Genomic DNA, 16368 nt, shown 5'->3' with positions numbered 1-16368 from the left:
GTCGTGCTGGCGCGAGCGGATGGCGACGGTCATCAGCGGCTGGTGGCGTACGTTGTTAAAGAACAAAGAACCGACGCCATGCAGGTGCCAGGTGGGCACCCGGCACACCAAGAATCGGGGGAAAGCCCCGAACTTGAAACTCCGAGCTCGGAGCTGAGCGTGAGCGATCTGCGCGAGTTCTTGAAGCAGCGGCTACCGGAGTATCTGGTGCCCTCGTTCTTTGTCGTGCTGGAGCGCCTGCCGCTGACGCCCAACGGCAAGGTCGATCGCAAGGCGCTGCCCGCGCCCGATGGCGCGCGGCCCGACCTGCGGCAAGCCTACGCCGCGCCACGGACGGATACGGAGCGCACGCTGGCCGAGATCTGGTCACAGGTGACTGGTGTGGCGCAGGTCGGCATCCACGACAACTTCTTTGAGCTGGGCGGCGACTCGATCCTCAGCATGCAAGTTGCCTCGCGCGCCGGTCAGGCCGGGCTGCGCCTGACGGTCAAGGATATTTTCGAGCACCAGACGATCGCCGAGCTGGCATCTGTCGCGGGCGCGAGTCAGGGTATCGTGGCCTCACAGGAGATTGTCACCGGCCCGGTGCCGCTGACGCCGATCCAGCACTGGTTCTTTAACAAGATCCTGGTCGATCGGCATCACTGGAACATGGATGTGCTGCTCGCGACACAGCCCGGCGTCGATCCGGCGCTGTTGAATGAGATCATCCAGCATCTGATGGTGCATCACGATGGGCTGCGGCTCTGCTACACGCAGGTCGATGGGACATGGCAGCAGGACAACGCCGCTCCAGGCGCGCCGGTTCCGTTCTCGGTCGTCGATCTATCGGATCTGCCGCCTGCCGAACAGCCGGTCGCGCTTGATCGCGCCGCAACCGAGCTCCAGGTCAGCATGATCCTGGATCAGCCGCCGCTCTTCCGGGCTGCGTTCTTCAACCTTGGCCCCGATCGTCCGGGTCGGCTCTATATGGTCATGCATCACCTGATCGTCGATGCCTTCTCCTGGCGCGTGCTGTTAGAAGATATCCAGACCGCCTACCAGCAGCTCAGCGCCGGTCAGCCCATCCAGCTTCCGAGCAAAACGACCTCCTATCAGCACTGGGCCGAGCGGCTGGTCGCGCACGCCCAGTCGGAGACGCTCCGCCAGGAGTTGCCCTACTGGCTCTCCTTCGATCGCGTGCCGACGCCGCTGCCTCGTGATCTCTCCGATGGTGCGAATACGGTCGCCTCGAACCGGGTCGTGCCGATCATGTTCAGCCCGGAAGAGACGCGCGCGCTGCTGCAAGAGGTGCCGAAGCGGTATAACGCCCGGATGCACGAGACGATTCTGGCTGCGATCGGGTACGCCGTGGCGCGCTGGACCGGCGACTCAACGGTGCGGATCGATGTCGAGGGTCATGGTCGTGAGGAGCTGTTTAGCGACGTGGATATGACCCGCACGGTCGGCTGGTGCCCGTCGATCTCGCCAGTGCAGCTCGACCTGGATGGAGCGGACACGCCCGCTGCCGCGCTGATCCGTACCCGCGATCAGAACCGTCAGATTCCGCAGCGCGGCGTGGGGTACGGCATGTTGCGCTACTTGAGCCAGGATGCGGAAACCCGGCAGCGGCTGGCCGCGCTCCCTGAGGCGGAGGTGATGCTCAACTACTTCGGCCAGTTCGATCAGGTCGTCGCCAGCTCCGCGATCTTCCAGCATATGGCAGCCGAGCCAACCGGACCGGCGGGCAGCGGGAACGGCAATCGCTTCACGGTGCTGTTCGTTGTCGGGCAAATCATGCAGGGTCAGCTCAGCGTGCTCTTCCATTACAGCGAAAATCTCCATCATCGCTCGACGATCCAGCGCGTTGCCGACGATTTCCAGCAGATGATGCGATCGTTAATCGGAGCTGAGCCACACGACGAGGCAGGTGCCGGACGACCGGCTGACGTTGGGAATATCGCTGTGCCCGCGTAGGGCGCGACGGCCTGCCTTCCGTAGAGGTACGTGCGTGCCTGGCACGCTTGTCGGCATGTGTGATCATCGGAGTGCGAGCGACCCGATGATCACACGCCTTAAACGACGTGATCCGGTTGACGAGCGCCACGCTCTTCATGTATACTCATCCGTAGCCAGCACAGCGTTCACCTGGCAGCATGCAGCTACGGGCTCTGTGGTCAAGGCCGCTCCGTCGAGCAAACCCTGTTCTTCCATGTCCCGTCGTTGAATACCAGGCGTCTGTTCACAGCCGCAGCATCTACTCTGGCCCGCTCACGCCCCCGGGCCGCCTGGATACATCTCTCGCCTAGAGGTTGTCGGAACGACCGAAATCGATCGGGCAGGTAACGCCGCATGGTTTCGCTTTGCGCACGCAGCCTCACGGCATAGCATCGCAGCCCCAGCGCAAGGAGCATCATCCATGGAAACATCGGTCCCCATGCTGCCGATCATCGAGTACTCGCAGGAAGAGCATACGACGTGGCAGCGGCTCTATACCCGACAGGTGGGTATCGTTCAGCATGTCGCCTGTCAGGGCTTCCATGCCGGCTTTCCCAGGCTAGGCATCGGCGTTGCCCGCATCCCCGACCCGAACGCGATCAGTGCGCGGCTGGCAGAAACCGTTGGCTGGCAGCTGGTCAGCGCGGAGAATAAATTTCTCGACGCGAGCGCGTGGTTCGACCACCTGCTCCATCGGCGCTTCCCCGTCACGGACTATATTCGTCGCCCGCACGAGTTCGATTTTTGCGAGCTGCCGGATCTGTTCCACGAGTATTTCGGTCATCTATCGCTCCTGACCCTGCCGTCTATCGCCGACATCTCGCAGTACTTCGGCCAGATCGCGCGTCGCGCCCGCACGGAGCGGCAGCTCCTCGACATTGCCCGGCTGTGGTGGTTCATCTTCGAGGTAGGCTTTATCCGCGAAGAGGGCGATCTCAAGGTGATCGGGGGCGCGCTCCTATCATCGCCGGGCGAGCTGCACCATGCCTGCCGCCCTGAGGTGCCGAAATACCCATTCGAGATCGAGCGGGTGACGCAGACGCCGGGCATGTACTACACCTATCACGATCACTATTTCTACATCGAGTCGGTCGCGCAGATCCGCCAGATTCTTGACACCTACGCCCAGCGGGAGGGCCTCGCTCCCTAAGCAGGGTGTGACGTGCCCGGCAGCGCCCACCTGCCCATGATCCCCACCACCAGGCGCGTCCTGGGACCGACACGCGCGCCAATCCTGCCGCTCAACCATTCCACCAGATTTTTTGCGTCTGCGCGTGACACGCTCGCCCGACTGATCCGGCGTCGGCACCGCACGCAACAGCGCATCCTGCCCTGGCACCATGGTTGCTGTGCAGGCCAGACAACTATGGTGAAGGAGGAAGCGTCATGAGCGATCAGCCGCTGTTCCAGAACACGGATGAGCAAGAGGCGGTGTATGCGCCCCAGCAGCTACCGCCGGAGCATGCGGGCAAACAGGCTGCCGATACCGAAGAAGGGAGGCAGGACACGGCGGTTTCCGGCGATGATGTGGGAGTACCGGCTGCGGGCGCTGGCATCCTGGGGCAAACCGGAGGTGGCGTGAGCACGGGCGTCGTGGGCGGATCGCCGAGCGCGCTAGGCCCGGCCATCGGCGCAGGCGCTCCTGAGGACGAGACGACCGGCGATCGTCCGGTCTAAGCGGTGTTCGGGGACGAGTCTGGGAGCAGGAAGGCATATCCCGCTCCCGGCCCTGCTCATGCCGACGGCTCAGCCGTTTTCAGGCGCCAATACACCCCATGATCGCGCTGCATGAAGCCCTCATCAACCAGATTCCGTCGGAGGGTCGCGCAATCGGCATGGTGACGCCTGATGATGCGATTGACCTCTGCTTCGCTGTAGCGCACGTCGTCTTCAAAACAGCGCGCCAGCCATGCTAAAACAACGAGGCGCTGCCTGCGATTCTCAGGGATGGCGATCAGCTCATCGCCTCGCAAGAACGTTCGCAGAACTTTCTTCTCCCCGTCATCTCCGGCTAAGCCATCCTCGGCGGGTGCGGTAGATCTGGCAGCAGACGCGATTTTATTGATCGATTGCAGCGCCTTCGGATTGAGCCCATAGGTCGTCCTGGTGCCGTCGACAGAGGTTTCGATGAGATCAACCTCCCGGAGCTTTGCCAGATGTCGAGCAAGCTCCACGTCTTTCATGCTCAGGAGGCTCGATAGCTCGGTAGACGTACGCCGCTGCTCGGCAAGCAACCCCAAGATCCTGAGTCTTCCCGCATGAGCCATGGCCTGCACGACATCGATCAGCGTTTGTACGTGTTCTTGCATGGGCTGCGCCTCCCTTCGTAGGATGCGATTCGGTTTCGTCCATGAGCCGCTGCTAGAGCGTCGCGCATATGCGCGCTCCAGGCCAGGCCCGCCGCGTCCCAGGAGCGCAACGTCAGACCAGATCCCGCAGTAGCGTTCGGGCCTCATCCGCTCGACTCAGGAGCAGCCTGGTCACTGCGGCCCACTGCCGAAAGATCTGCTCGATTGGCCGCTTCCAACGCGCCTCTGTCTCGGCGATGTACCGATTGCTGGTATCGAGCGTGATCGCCACAGGCCAGCAGGCGGTCGAAAAAATGCAGCGCAGCGCGGCGGCTGTCACAAACGCAGCCCGGACAGCCTGAACGTCTCCATCCCAGCCCGCCTCGCGCAGCCCGGCAAGGTATTCGTGGAAGATCAGCGCTTCCAGCTCCACCGCCTGATCGACCTCAACGTCAAAGTTCAGCAAGCTGACGCCGAAGAGATTTCCGACATCTTCGCCGAGCGCCCCCCATCCCGCGACTTCCCAGTCAATCGCGACGGTTTGCTCGTGACCATCTGCGGTCTGCCGAGAAAACACATTCTTCCGCCACAGATCGTGATGGCACAGGGTACCCGGCAGCCGCTCAAGCGCCGCGCACAGGCGATCGTGCTCGTTCCACAGGCGCACAATCTCTTCGGCGGGCGGAGTCGGGAAAGCAGCCCGCAGCAGCGAATGCTCCCACACCCCTGGACGCTGCACGCGCTCGATCAGCGACTCCGAGTCGGCAATCCAGGCTTTGATCATCCCCCGGCTGAGCCAGGGAACGGATGTGTCGGGGTGGTGTGCGGCGCTGATCCCGCCGAAGGCGCCCATGTGGCGCGCGGCAAGGCCATACCGGGAGAGCGGCCAGGGACTGTCGTCGGCTGTTCCAAGATCCTCAAGCCACAGCCAGATCTCTCGATCAGGACGCTCCGTGATCCCAAAACTTGCCGGTGCAGCAAGTCCGGCAGCCATCGTGGGCAGCAGGCCAGATTGATAGGCCAGTGGCTCGCGCTTCCAATAGAAGGGCTGGCCCGGATCATCACTGGCGTCAGCCGTCGGCGCTTTGAATGTCTTGAGGATCAGCGACCATGGTACGGGCGTGCCGCGATCATGCGCGGTGCCGGACACCCGATAGAGCGCGCGGTAGGCCGGGTTAAGGTTCAGATAGTCGACAGGCTCGACACGCCATGCATCAAGCACCAGGCGGTCGCGGTGCGTGGCCTGTCGCACGATCGTTGTCACGACATGTGGATCGAGCTGAGGATCGGTTGCCTGCATAGAGAGTCCTGTGCTAAAGGTGAATCGTAGAGCACGCAGCGATGATCGAGACGCTGCCGTCGCTGGCATGAGCAACGATCGCTATCTTGCATGCGCGCTTGGACCAGGGGGCAAAGGCAGATTATACCAGATGCTCAACCGGAAACAAGACTCCCACACGTCCACCAGGGTTCCGTCAAGGTCAGGGTTGCCGAGAAAAGGTCCATGCGCTATGCTTCCTTAACATCTGTACCATAACGCACGCGGAGCGTTTAGGTTTCGTTAGAATGTTCGTCGAGCACAGCAAGGCTTTGGCGCACATTGCACGTATTCGGATGATCATCGCCGAGCTGCTTTTCGAGGATACCAAGCGCACGCTGCAAGTGCAGGCGTGCTTCTGAGCACTCGCCTTGAGCATGAAGCACGCCTGCCAGGTGGTTGAGGGTACCTGCGGTATCGGGATGCTGCGGGCCAAGCCGCTGCGCAAAGATTGCCAGCGCCTGCTCCAGATAGCGCCGCGCCTGCGCCACCTTCTCCTGCGCGTGCAGCAGCTCGCCCAACCCACGCAGGGTCCTGGCGGTGTCGGGATGGTCGGTGCCCAGGACGCGCTCGCGGATCGCCAGCGCTTGCTCGAAGTAGCGCTGTGCTGCGGCGTACTGTTTTTGCCTTGAGAGCACGAGGCCCAGGCGGTTGAGGCTGCGAGCGGTATCGGGATGGTCTGCTCCGAGCACCTGCTGATACATCGCCAGCGCCTGCTCGAAGTAGCCGCGCGCTGCGGTGTACTGTTCTTGTTCATAGAGCACGACGCCCAGGTTGTGGAGGCTTTGAGCGGTGTCGGGATGGTTCGCGCCCAGCGCCCGCTGGCGGATCGCCAGGGCTTGCTCATGGTAGCCCTGGGCTGCTCTGGGCTGCCCTTGTTCATGAAGCACCACACCAACATTGTTGAGGCTCACCGCGATGCTAGGATGGTCCGCCTCCAGCACGCGCTGGCGGATCGCCAGCGCCTGTTCCAGGTAGCGCTGCGCCTCGGCATATTGCCCCTGGTCCATGAGCACACTGCCCAGGTTGTTGAGGCTCATCGCCCTGTTGGGATGATCGGCGCCCAGCACGCGCTCGCGGATCGCCAGGGCTTGCTCGAAGTAGCGCTGTGCTGCGGCGTACTGCCCCTGTTCATAAAGCACACTGCCCAGGTTGTTGAGGCTCGTGGTGGTGTCGGGATGATCGACCTCCAGCACGCGCTGACGGATCGCCAGCGCGTGCTCGAAGTAGCGCTGTGCTGTAGCGTACTGCCCTTGTCTGGAGAGCACAACTCCCAGGTTGTTGAGGCTTGTAGCGATGTCGGGATGGTCGGTACCCAGGACGCGCTCGCGGATCGCCAGCGCCTGTTCCAGGTAGCTCTGGGCTTCAGGATAGACGCCGAGGAGCCAGACATGATAGCCCAGCGCATTGCAGAGCCCCGCGGCGCGCGCATCCGCGCGCGGCTGTGCCGCCTCGGTGATGCAGCGGAGATGTGGCTGGATCGCCAGCAGCGGGCGGGGATTGCGGCGCTCGTTCAGGTCATCGGCCACCCGCAGCATCGTCGTCTCCACCGCTGCCTGGGCCGCCGTGGTTCCGAGCACTGCCCGCGCAAAGGCCGCCAGCAGCCGATGCAGGCGGAGGCTTCCCACCGCGTCGGTTTCCAGCAGCCCCAGGTCGATCAGCCGCGTCAAGGCGTCCTCGGCAAGGAGCGCGCGCTCGGTGTCGGCCTCCGGCAGCTCCAGCGAGGCGAGGACGAGCCAGCGCGGCAGCGGCTCACCGGGCGCGAAGCAGGCCGCGTGGGCCAGCAGCGTGCGCGCCAGCGCATCCGTCGGATCGGCGGGATCAAGCCGCTCGTAGCTCTGCGCAAAGGTGCGCGCGACATGCTGCACATGCTGGGTCGGCGACAGGCCCGCCTCGCGCAGCGAGCGATCGTCGAGGAGTGTCGGAGCCTGCAAGCGCTCAAGATACTGCGCGGGCGTGATCGCATGACGGTATTTTGCCAGGAAGCTGCCCGCCAGATGGAGCGCCAGCGGCAGATCGCCGAGCGCCTCGGCAATCGCAGCGAGGTCTGCGTCGGCGGCGGAGAGGTCCGGGCGAAACGTGCGCAGCAGCGTGATACTGTCGGCGCGGGGCAGCACGTCCAGCGCAAGGGGCTGCACGCCGAGCGCCGGGTCCCAGTGATGGCGGCGGCTCGTCAGGAGCAGGCGGCAGCCGCCGTGGGTGGGCCGCCACTGCTCCAGCAGCGTCTCGTCCTCGCAGTTATCGAAGATCAGCAGACGGGGGAGCGGGCTGGCCCAGGCCGCGCGCACCCGCTGAACCTGCTCGTCGAGCGGCAGGCTGCCAAACTCCGGGCTGAGGTGCATCCCCTCGCCGCCCCCGCAGGCGGCGACTTCGGCAGGCACGGCAGCCGGATCGGCGAAGCTGAGCCAGAAGACGCCGCCGGGAAACCATTGGCCGTAGCGGTGGACGAACTCACAGGCCAGCTGCGTCTTGCCGATCCCACCGAGGCCGGTAGCTGCCGCGATCTCTAACTGCCCGATCGCGGCGGTCCCTCCTGCGTGGAGCGTCCCGGCTAGGCGTCGGAGGTCCGCGTCGCGGCCCACGAACAGCGGATTGTGGCGCAGCGGCATGCGCGAGCCGGGCGGCAGCGGCGCGGGGCGCGGGAGCGTGTCGATGGGGAGTGATGTCGGCTGCGGATGTCCTGAGGTCTGGGCAGGCGGGGGGAGGGTGATGCCTGCGCGCGGGGTGGGTAAGCGCCCCGCACCACGCTCACCGCTCGCTACCTGGAAAAACACCACCTGCTCATTTTGCAGAAGGTCCAGGCAGCGAGCAAGACGCTCTGCGATCCCCCGCGATGGTCGCATGGCGTCCGTTTCAATTTTGCGGATGGTCACTTCGGCGCAGCCCACGCAGTCGGCTAAGGCAGCCTGGGTGAGATCGAGGGCTTTGCGGCGGCGGCGAACCCATAATCCCAGCGACAAGTAATCCTCAACACGGTCTGGCATGGCGTGTCTTCCCCCAAGGTTACGCTAACAACGATGGAAGGCAACCCGATGCGGGGGGAGACATGGGTGTGTACGCGCAGCATCGTATGGCACAGCGTCCACTGCTATCCGGCGAACACGATGGCGAGCATAGCAGCGAGCGTGCCAGGCAGACAGATCACGGATACATCCGGGGCTAGCGCGGCCACCGTCCGAGCCTTGATGCAGCACGTTCGCGCCATATTATAAAGCTTAAGCGGATCGCTTTTGTATCGAAAACCGATCCCCCGACTCCTGCCGAATATGCTGTGCTCCTCGCTGGCAGCGCCCGGCGAGGAGCAATCGGGCGCTCAGCAAGATCTTGGATGCCGGTCTATTCCTCGCGGCGTGCTTGATTCAGCACGTCCAGCAGCGCCGCGAGGGGCCGGTCGGCGTGGGTCGGCAGGGCTTCCAAGACGATCTGGAACGACCGCAGCAGCCTGTCGATCGCCGCCGGGCTGAACCAGCGCCGGTAGTACGACAGCACCAGGCCAATCTGCTGGCCCGGATAGGTATCGACGCGCAGGGGATGTTCCATCTGGGCCATGAAGAGCTCGGCGGGACGGGCTGAGGATGACGTTTTGATGAAGGTCGGCAGGTTCTGGAAGGTGAGATAGCTCTCAAAGAGCGGCTGCTCATCCGGTACGCGCGCCCACTCGCGGATCTGGCGCGTGCGCGTCTGCTCGTGCTGGCTGAGATCGACCTGCTGCGCCCGGAGCGTACGCAGCCAATCGCGCACGATTGCCTGGGGCGTGATCCGAATCCGCTGGGGAAGAATGTTGATGAACGGGCCGATCATAAACTCGATCTCGGCCAGAACCGTCGCGCGCCCGGAAACCATCACGCCAAAGGTAACATCGTCCAGGCCGGTGTAGAAGCTCAGTACAAGCGCCCAGGCCGCCTGGGAGAGCGTATTCAGCGTGAGATGCTGCTCGCGGACGAACGCTTCCAGCGCAGCGGAGGTTGCCGCGCTCACGTAGCTATGCTGCCGGTCGAAGCCTTCGGCCTGTCCTGTGACGTTGCCGGGCACGCTGGCGATTAGCGGCGTCGGAGCCGCGAAACCAGCCAGCCGCTCCCGCCAGAAGCGCTCGCTCGCCATCTGATCGCGCCGGGCAAGGCTGGACAGGTAATCGGCATAGCGCGGATGCACATGCTCGGCGACGAGCGCCTCACCGCGAACCGCCAGATCATAATAGGCGAGAAAGTCACGAATCAGCACGTGCAGGCTCCAGCCATCCAGCCGCATATAGTGAAAGCAGAGCAAGAAGATCGACGTGCTCTCGGTCATCCGCACCAGCGTCATGCGCAGCGCCACCGGCTCCGCTAGATCGAAGCCACGGGCGCGCTCAGCCGCGATCAGCGCGTCGAGTCGCCGATCGCGCTCATCGGCGTCCAGATGATGCCAGTCGTGCTCGGCGGTCACGGCAGCGGCGCGCGTATGCACCACCTGATGCGGCTGGCGCAGGCCCTCCCAGATGAATGACGTGCGCAAGAATGGGTTATGGTCGATGATCGCCTGTAATGCCCGATCAGCCGCCGCTTTATCCAGCAGAATCGGCAGCGGCATCACCCGGTGGACGATGAAGAGGCCCGGCTCAGGCGCTGCCCTCTGGACGAGAAACATATGCTCTTGCAGCGGCGACAGCGGATAGATCGCTTCGACCGGCTGGCGAGCGCGCAGCACGAGATCAAGCTCGGCCTGGCTCAGCCTGGCGAGCGGGAAATCCGACGGCGTGCAGCCGCCTGCTTCCGGCGACTCGCAGTGCGCGATCAGCGCGAGCAGCGCCGCGCGATGCTGCTCGGCCAGCGCCGCGATGCGCGGTTGGAGCGACGCGGGGTAGCTCCAATCGATCGCCAGCCGATCGCCGTCGATGCGGGCGCTGATCTGGATCGGATGGGCGGGACAGGGGGCGGCTGGATCTGCGAGCAGCTCCGGCGCGAGGCCGAAGTCAGCCCCGTGTCCCGGCAGATCGTGCGGCTGCGAGGCATACTGGAAGCCGATCTCAGGAGCGGGCTGCTCCGCTAGCAGCGCCGCGACCGCCGGGTCCTGGCTCATGGAGCGCAGCAGGCCATAGCTCGCGCCGCCGAGGGGCACCTGCCGTAGCTGCTCTTTGATTGCTTTGATTGCGGTGTCGGGCGTGTGCTGCGGCTCCAGCGCGAGCAGCATGGGCCAGCGCGTGGTGAAGCAGCCGACGACCTGCGCCAGATCGAGCGAGGCCGGATCGGCTGCTCGTCCGTCAGCGATCAGCGTCACGAGCAGCGCGTAGGTGCCCGTGGTAGCGCCGATCGCCTGGACCAGCGCCGTGAGCAGCAGATCGTCGGGCCGGGTGCGATAGACCGGCTGGATCGCCTGAAGTGCCTCTGTCTCCGCCGTTGATAGCGTGACCGTATGCGTCTGTCGCGCCGCGCCGAGATGGTCCTCGGCAGAATCCGCGAGCAGCCGTGCGGCCTGGCAGCGAGACGCCTCAAGCCAGTAGGGCAGCGTCGCCGCGACTGTTGTCGTCTGTGCCTGATCGGCCATCTGCCGCGCCCACTCCCCGAAGCCGCTGCCCGCGACCGGAAGCTGGAGCGGGCGTCCTTCACGGAGCTGTCGGTAGGCCGCCCGCAGATCCGACAGCACGATCTGCCACGAGCGCTGATCGATGACCAGCGCATCGATCACCAGCAGCAATCGCTTAGTGTTGGGCTGGCCCAGATCGAACAAGGCGATATGCAGCGGCAGCGCCTCCGGATGGCCGATGCCGGCCTGGAGATCGTGCGCCACTTGCGCGATCGCGGCTGCCTGGTCATCGGGCGCGGCGCTCGCAAGATCGAGGAACGGACAGGGCAGCGCATCGGGCACGCTGGCGACTGTCGCCTGCCAGCCCTCGTGGTGCCGCTCGAAGCGCAGCCGAAGCGCGTCGTGCCGGGCCAGCACCGCCCGCGTGATCGCGGCAGCGGCGGCGGCGTCCAGATCGCGCGGCACCGTCAGCAGCACGGCCTCGCTGCGCGGTCGGGCCGAGCGCTCGATCTCGTCCAGCAGCCGACGCTGTTCGGGCAGCAGCGGCAGCGGCCCTGCCGCCTTCGTCGGCTGATTGGCCTCGCTCTGGCGCAGCATCGCCGCCAGCTCGGCGATCGTTTGATGCTGGAAGAGCTGCTTGGGCGTGAAGTGAATGCCGCGCTGTGCCGCCCGCGCGACCACCTGAATGCTCTTGATCGAGTCGCCGCCGAGCTGAAAGAAGTTGCTGGTGATGCCGACCTGCTCTAGGTTCAGGACCGCCGCCCAGATCTGCGCCAGTCCGCGCTCGATCTCGTCGCGAGGCTCGGCGGCAGCTTCGTCGACGGGAACGACCGGCTGCGGTGGCGGCAGCGCGTCGCGATCGAGCTTGCCGTTGGGCGTGAGCGGCAGATCGTCGAGCAGCACAATCGCGCCTGGGATCATATACTCCGGCAGTTGCGTCTGAAGGTAGCCGCGCAGCTCCGGCACCAGCACCTGCGCGACTTTTTCCCGCAGTGGATTATTGGCGTAGCTCTGCCAGGGCCGTGGCTCCACGGCGCGCAGATGATCGGCGCCAATCGGTGCCGCCACGCCGCGCGATCCACGCTGGCGAAGCTGGAGATCAAAGCTGCCCGCGTCTCCTGTCTGCGACCAGCCGATCTCAAGCTCATAGGGGAGCGCGTCGATGGCGGCCCACAGCTCAGCCGGATCGATCGCTGGCGCGGCGTCGAGCGCGTCGATGGCGGCGCGCAGATCGCCGACCAGCGCGGGCGCGTCGGGACTGGCAATGAGGGTCTGCGCGCGCAGATCGTCCTGGAGCCGCGCGTTTGGAATCCGCCGAATCTCAAGCGCTGGCGGCGCGTGCTCACGCAGCAGATGGCGGAGTGCCGGAAGCGTCAATCGATCCTGGTGCCAGTCCAGCACCTGCGGCGCTGCCGACGACTCCGCGATCGGGCCGAGATGCAGCACCACATCGTAGCGGTATTTGGTCAGCTCGTTGTGGTGTCGCCCGCGCTTGAGCCGCAACTCAACCCGCCGGATCGCCGGGATCTGCGCGGGCAGCGCCGCAAAAAAGGCCGGGTCGATCACCAGCTCTTGCTCCTGCGCCACACGTCGGCGAATCCGCTGGCGCAGATGGACGGTCTGCACATCCGGCAGCGCCCGGTGCAGCTCGACCGAGCTATGAAACGTTTCGAGCAGCGGCAGGCTGCGCACATCGCCGATAAAGATCTGACCGCCGGGCCGCACCGCGCGGGCCGCTCCCTTCAGCACCCGCAGCAGGTAGCTGATCTGCGGGAAGTACTGCACAACTGAGTTCAGGACGACCAGATCGAATGAGTGCTCTGGAATCGAGCTAAAATCATCGGCGCTGCGCCGAAGGAGCTTAACGGCGGCTCCCGCGAGCTGCGGCTGGCACAACTGCTGGCTCACATAGTCGATCGCCTGCTGCGAAAGATCGCTGCCCCAGTACTCGGCGCACGATGGCGCGAGCCGCAGCAGCAGCAGGCCGGTGCCGCAGCCGATCTCAAAGACGGAGCGCGGCCCAAGCGCGCCGATCTGCGCCACGGTCGTATCCACCCACTCGCGCATCTCGGCGACCGGCAGCGGCGCGCCCGTATAGCTGCTGTTCCAGCCGACGATGTTGAAGAGCGGATCGCTCTGCTCGCCCGCGTCGCTATAGGTGCTATCGAAGACCTGCTGCCAGTGGCGTATCTGGTCGGGCGTCAATGTTTCGAGTTCGGAGTTTCGAGTTTCAAGTTTCAGGTTCCAAGTTTCGAGTTCTTGGTTCTCCCCTTGTTCCCTTGGTGCCTTGCTCCCTGGTTCTTCGTTTTGTTCCGTTGTTCCGTTGTTCCGTTGTTCTACAACGTACGCCACCAGCCGCTGCCCGTCGTCATCGTCGCGGACCACCGCGACCGTATCGCTGACGGCGGGATGTCGGCGCAGCGTGGCCTCGATCTCGCCCAATTCGATGCGAAAGCCGCGCAGCTTGACCTGATCATCGATCCGGCCCAGGTACTCGATCGTGCCGTCCTCACGGTAGCGCGCCAGGTCGCCGGTCTTGTAGAGCCGCGCACCAGGATTCTGGCTGAACGGATCGGGGATGAAGCGCTCAGCCGTCAGCGCGGGGCGGCGATGATAGGCCCGCGCCAGTTGCACGCCGCCGATATACAGCTCGCCGGGTACGCCCACCGGCACCGGGCGCAGCCAGCGATCCAGCAGATAAATCTGCGTGTTGGCAACTGGGCGGCCAATCGGCACGCTGGAGCGAGCGGTGTCACGCTCGCAGGCCCAGGCGGTCACATCGACGGCAGCCTCGGTGGGGCCGTACAGGTTGTGCAGCTCGGCGCTCAGCTTTGTGAAGAAGCGCTGCTGAAGCGCCAGCGCGAGCGCCTCGCCGCTACAGATCACTCGCCGCACGCTGGCGCAGCGCTCAATCTGCGGCTCGTCGAGAAAGACGCGCAGCATCGAGGGCACGAAATGCAGCGTCGTAATCTGCTGCTCGGCGATCAGATCGACCAGATAGGCCGCGTCTTTGTGGCCCTCAGGCCGGGCCACGACCAGCGTCGCTCCGGAGAGCAGCGGCCAGAAGAACTCCCAGACCGAGACATCGAAGCTGTAGGGCGTTTTTTGCAGCACGCGATCCGCCGCTGTCAGCCCGTAGGTGTCTTGCATCCAGAGCAGCCGGTTGACGATCCCGCGATGCGTATTCAGCACGCCTTTGGGCTGGCCCGTAGATCCTGAGGTGTAGATCATGTACGCGCTGTGATCGGGATCGCTCAGGCTGACGGGGTTGTCGGCTGGCAAGCTGCTCAGCGTGGCCTCGTCGCGATCGAGGCAGATGATCCGGCCCTGGTACGATGGAAGCTGCTCGGCGAGCGCTGCGGTCGTCAGCAGCACCGGGGCGTCGGCATCCTCGATCATAAACTGGAGCCGCTCGGCAGGATACGCCGGGTCGAGCGGCACGTACGCGCCTCCGGCTTTGAGCACGCCCAGCAGCGCGATCACCAGATCGAGCGAGCGATGAAGGCACACGCCGACCAGCGTCTCGCCCTGCGGGCACCCGCCGACGCCGAGCGCCCGCAGATGATGCGCCAGTTGATTCGCCCGCTGGTTCAGCTCGTGGTAGCTGAGCTGCTGGCCCTCGAAGAACACCGCAGCGGCGTCGGGCGTGCGCGCGACCTGCGCCTCGATCAGGCTGTGCAGGCTGACGGTCGCCGGATACTCGTGGCCGGTTGCGTTCCAGGCCGCGATCTGCCGCTGCTCGTCGGATGTCAGGAGCGGCAGATCGGCCAGGCGCGTGTCGGGCGCGGCGACAACCGCTGCCAGCAGCGTCTCGAAATGACCGACGAGCCGCTGGATGCTTCCGCGCTCGAACAGATCGGTGTTGTACTCAAGCGCGCCCAGCAGCTCGCTGCCGCTCTCGTGGATCGAGAGCCACAGATCGAACTTGGCGGTGCCGCTATCGACATCGATCAGGCGCACGCTCAGATCCGGCAGATCGACCTGCGGCGCGGGCGTGTTTTGCAGCACGAACATCACCTGGAACAGCGGATTACGGCTCAGGTCGCGGTCGGGCTGGAACGCCTCGACGATCTGCTCGAACGGCAAGTCCTGGTGCGCGAAGCCGCTCAGCGTTGTCTCGCGCACGCGCGCCAGCAGCGCTTGAAACGTCGGATTGCCCGATAGGTCGCCGCGCAGCACCAGCGTGTTGGCGAAAAGCCCGATCAAGCCCTCGATCTCGACATGCGTCCGCCCTGCGATCGGCGTGCCAACCAGGATGTCGAGCTGTCCGGTGTAGCGGGCGAGCAAGGTTTGAAAGGCGGCGAGCAGCGTCATGAAGAGCGTCACGCCCTCGCGCTGGCTCAGCGAGCGAAGCGCGGTGGTCAGCGGCTCCGGCAGCGCAAAGGTCTGGCGCGCTCCCCGGAAGGTGCCGATCGACGGACGTGGATGATCCGTCGGCAGCGGCAGCAGCGGCGGAATATCGGCGAGCTGCTGCTTCCAGTAGGCCATCTGTCGATCGAGCAGCTCGCCCTGGACCCATCCGCGCTGCCAGGCGGCGAAGTCGGCGTATTGAATCGGCAGGGGCGGCAGCGCTGCCGTCTGGCCGCTGGCGCATCCCTGGTAGAGCGCGACCAGCTCACGCAGCAGCACGCCCAGCGACCAGCCATCGGCGATGATGTGATGCAGCGTCAGCAGCAGCACATGCTCGTCTTCGTCCAGACGCAGCAGCAGCGCGCGCAGCAGCGGGCCGTCTTCCAGGTTGAACGGCTGGCGCACGGCCTGCTCGATATGGCGCTGCACCTCAGCCTCTCGCCGCTCCTGGGGCGTCGCTTGCAGATCCCGCAGCACAAGCCGCGCTGCCTCAGGCTGGCTCGGCGCTGGCGCGATCGTCTGCACCGGCTGTCCGTCTCGCACGCCGAAGCTCGTGCGCAGCGTGGCATGGCGCGCGATCAACAGGCCGAGGCTCTGCTCCAGCGCCGCTCTGTCCAGCCTTCCGCGCAGCCGCAGCGCCAGGGGCATCACATAGGCCCACGAGTCGGACACGAGCTGATCGAGAAACCAGAGCCGCTGCTGGGCAAAGGAGAGCGGCGCTGGGCCGTCGTCGCTCCGCTGCGGGATACGCTGCGCGCTTGCGACCTTGGTGAACGTGCCGCGCTTCCATTGATCGAAGAGCGCCTGCTTTGCTGCCGAGAGCTTGCCCTGCTGGGCTGCCGAGTTGTCTGCCATAGTGCGGTATGTCCTTCGTGTGCCTGACCGCGTGTGCATCAGGAACGCGCGTTTGAAAAGATGCCGTCGAGCGGTTGG

The 16368-nt window shown here is 65.1% G+C and carries 7 protein-coding genes; 3 read left to right on the top strand and 4 right to left on the bottom strand.

Annotation, left to right across the window (positions count from 1 at the left end):
• The 3 genes from VFZ66_18020 to VFZ66_18010 form a co-directional block, all read left to right on the top strand.
• The coding region (locus VFZ66_18020) for a condensation domain-containing protein (GenBank protein HEX6291087.1) at positions 1–1956 on the top strand (1956 nt) is incomplete at its 5' end.
• Positions 1957–2398: 442 nt separating this feature from the next.
• Complete coding sequence (locus VFZ66_18015; GenBank protein ID HEX6291086.1) at positions 2399–3127, top strand: amino acid hydroxylase; 729 nt, start codon at positions 2399–2401, stop codon at positions 3125–3127.
• Positions 3128–3363: 236 nt separating this feature from the next.
• A complete protein-coding gene (locus tag VFZ66_18010) occupies positions 3364–3654 on the top strand; it encodes a hypothetical protein (protein ID HEX6291085.1) in 291 nt (96 codons plus the stop codon).
• 56 nt (positions 3655–3710) lie between these two features.
• On the opposite strand, the gene VFZ66_18005 is transcribed toward VFZ66_18010, so the two are convergent.
• The 4 genes from VFZ66_18005 to VFZ66_17990 form a co-directional block, all read right to left on the bottom strand.
• Complete coding sequence (locus VFZ66_18005) at positions 3711–4286, bottom strand: DUF2087 domain-containing protein (protein ID HEX6291084.1); 576 nt, start codon at positions 4284–4286, stop codon at positions 3711–3713.
• Positions 4287–4398: 112 nt separating this feature from the next.
• Positions 4399–5565 (bottom strand): phosphotransferase, encoded by a 1167-nt coding sequence (locus VFZ66_18000; GenBank protein HEX6291083.1) that lies wholly within the window; start codon positions 5563–5565, stop codon positions 4399–4401.
• Between the two features lie 251 nt (positions 5566–5816).
• Positions 5817–8357 (bottom strand): tetratricopeptide repeat protein, encoded by a 2541-nt coding sequence (locus VFZ66_17995; GenBank protein HEX6291082.1) that lies wholly within the window; start codon positions 8355–8357, stop codon positions 5817–5819.
• Between the two features lie 562 nt (positions 8358–8919).
• Positions 8920–16290 (bottom strand): amino acid adenylation domain-containing protein, encoded by a 7371-nt coding sequence (locus tag VFZ66_17990; protein HEX6291081.1) that lies wholly within the window; start codon positions 16288–16290, stop codon positions 8920–8922.
• Positions 16291–16368 lie beyond the last annotated feature (78 nt).

The sequence above is a fragment of the Herpetosiphonaceae bacterium genome, assembly GCA_036374795.1.
In the GTDB taxonomy this organism is placed as follows: domain Bacteria; phylum Chloroflexota; class Chloroflexia; order Chloroflexales; family Kallotenuaceae; genus LB3-1.
This window is presented reverse-complemented; position numbering and strand designations above follow the sequence as displayed.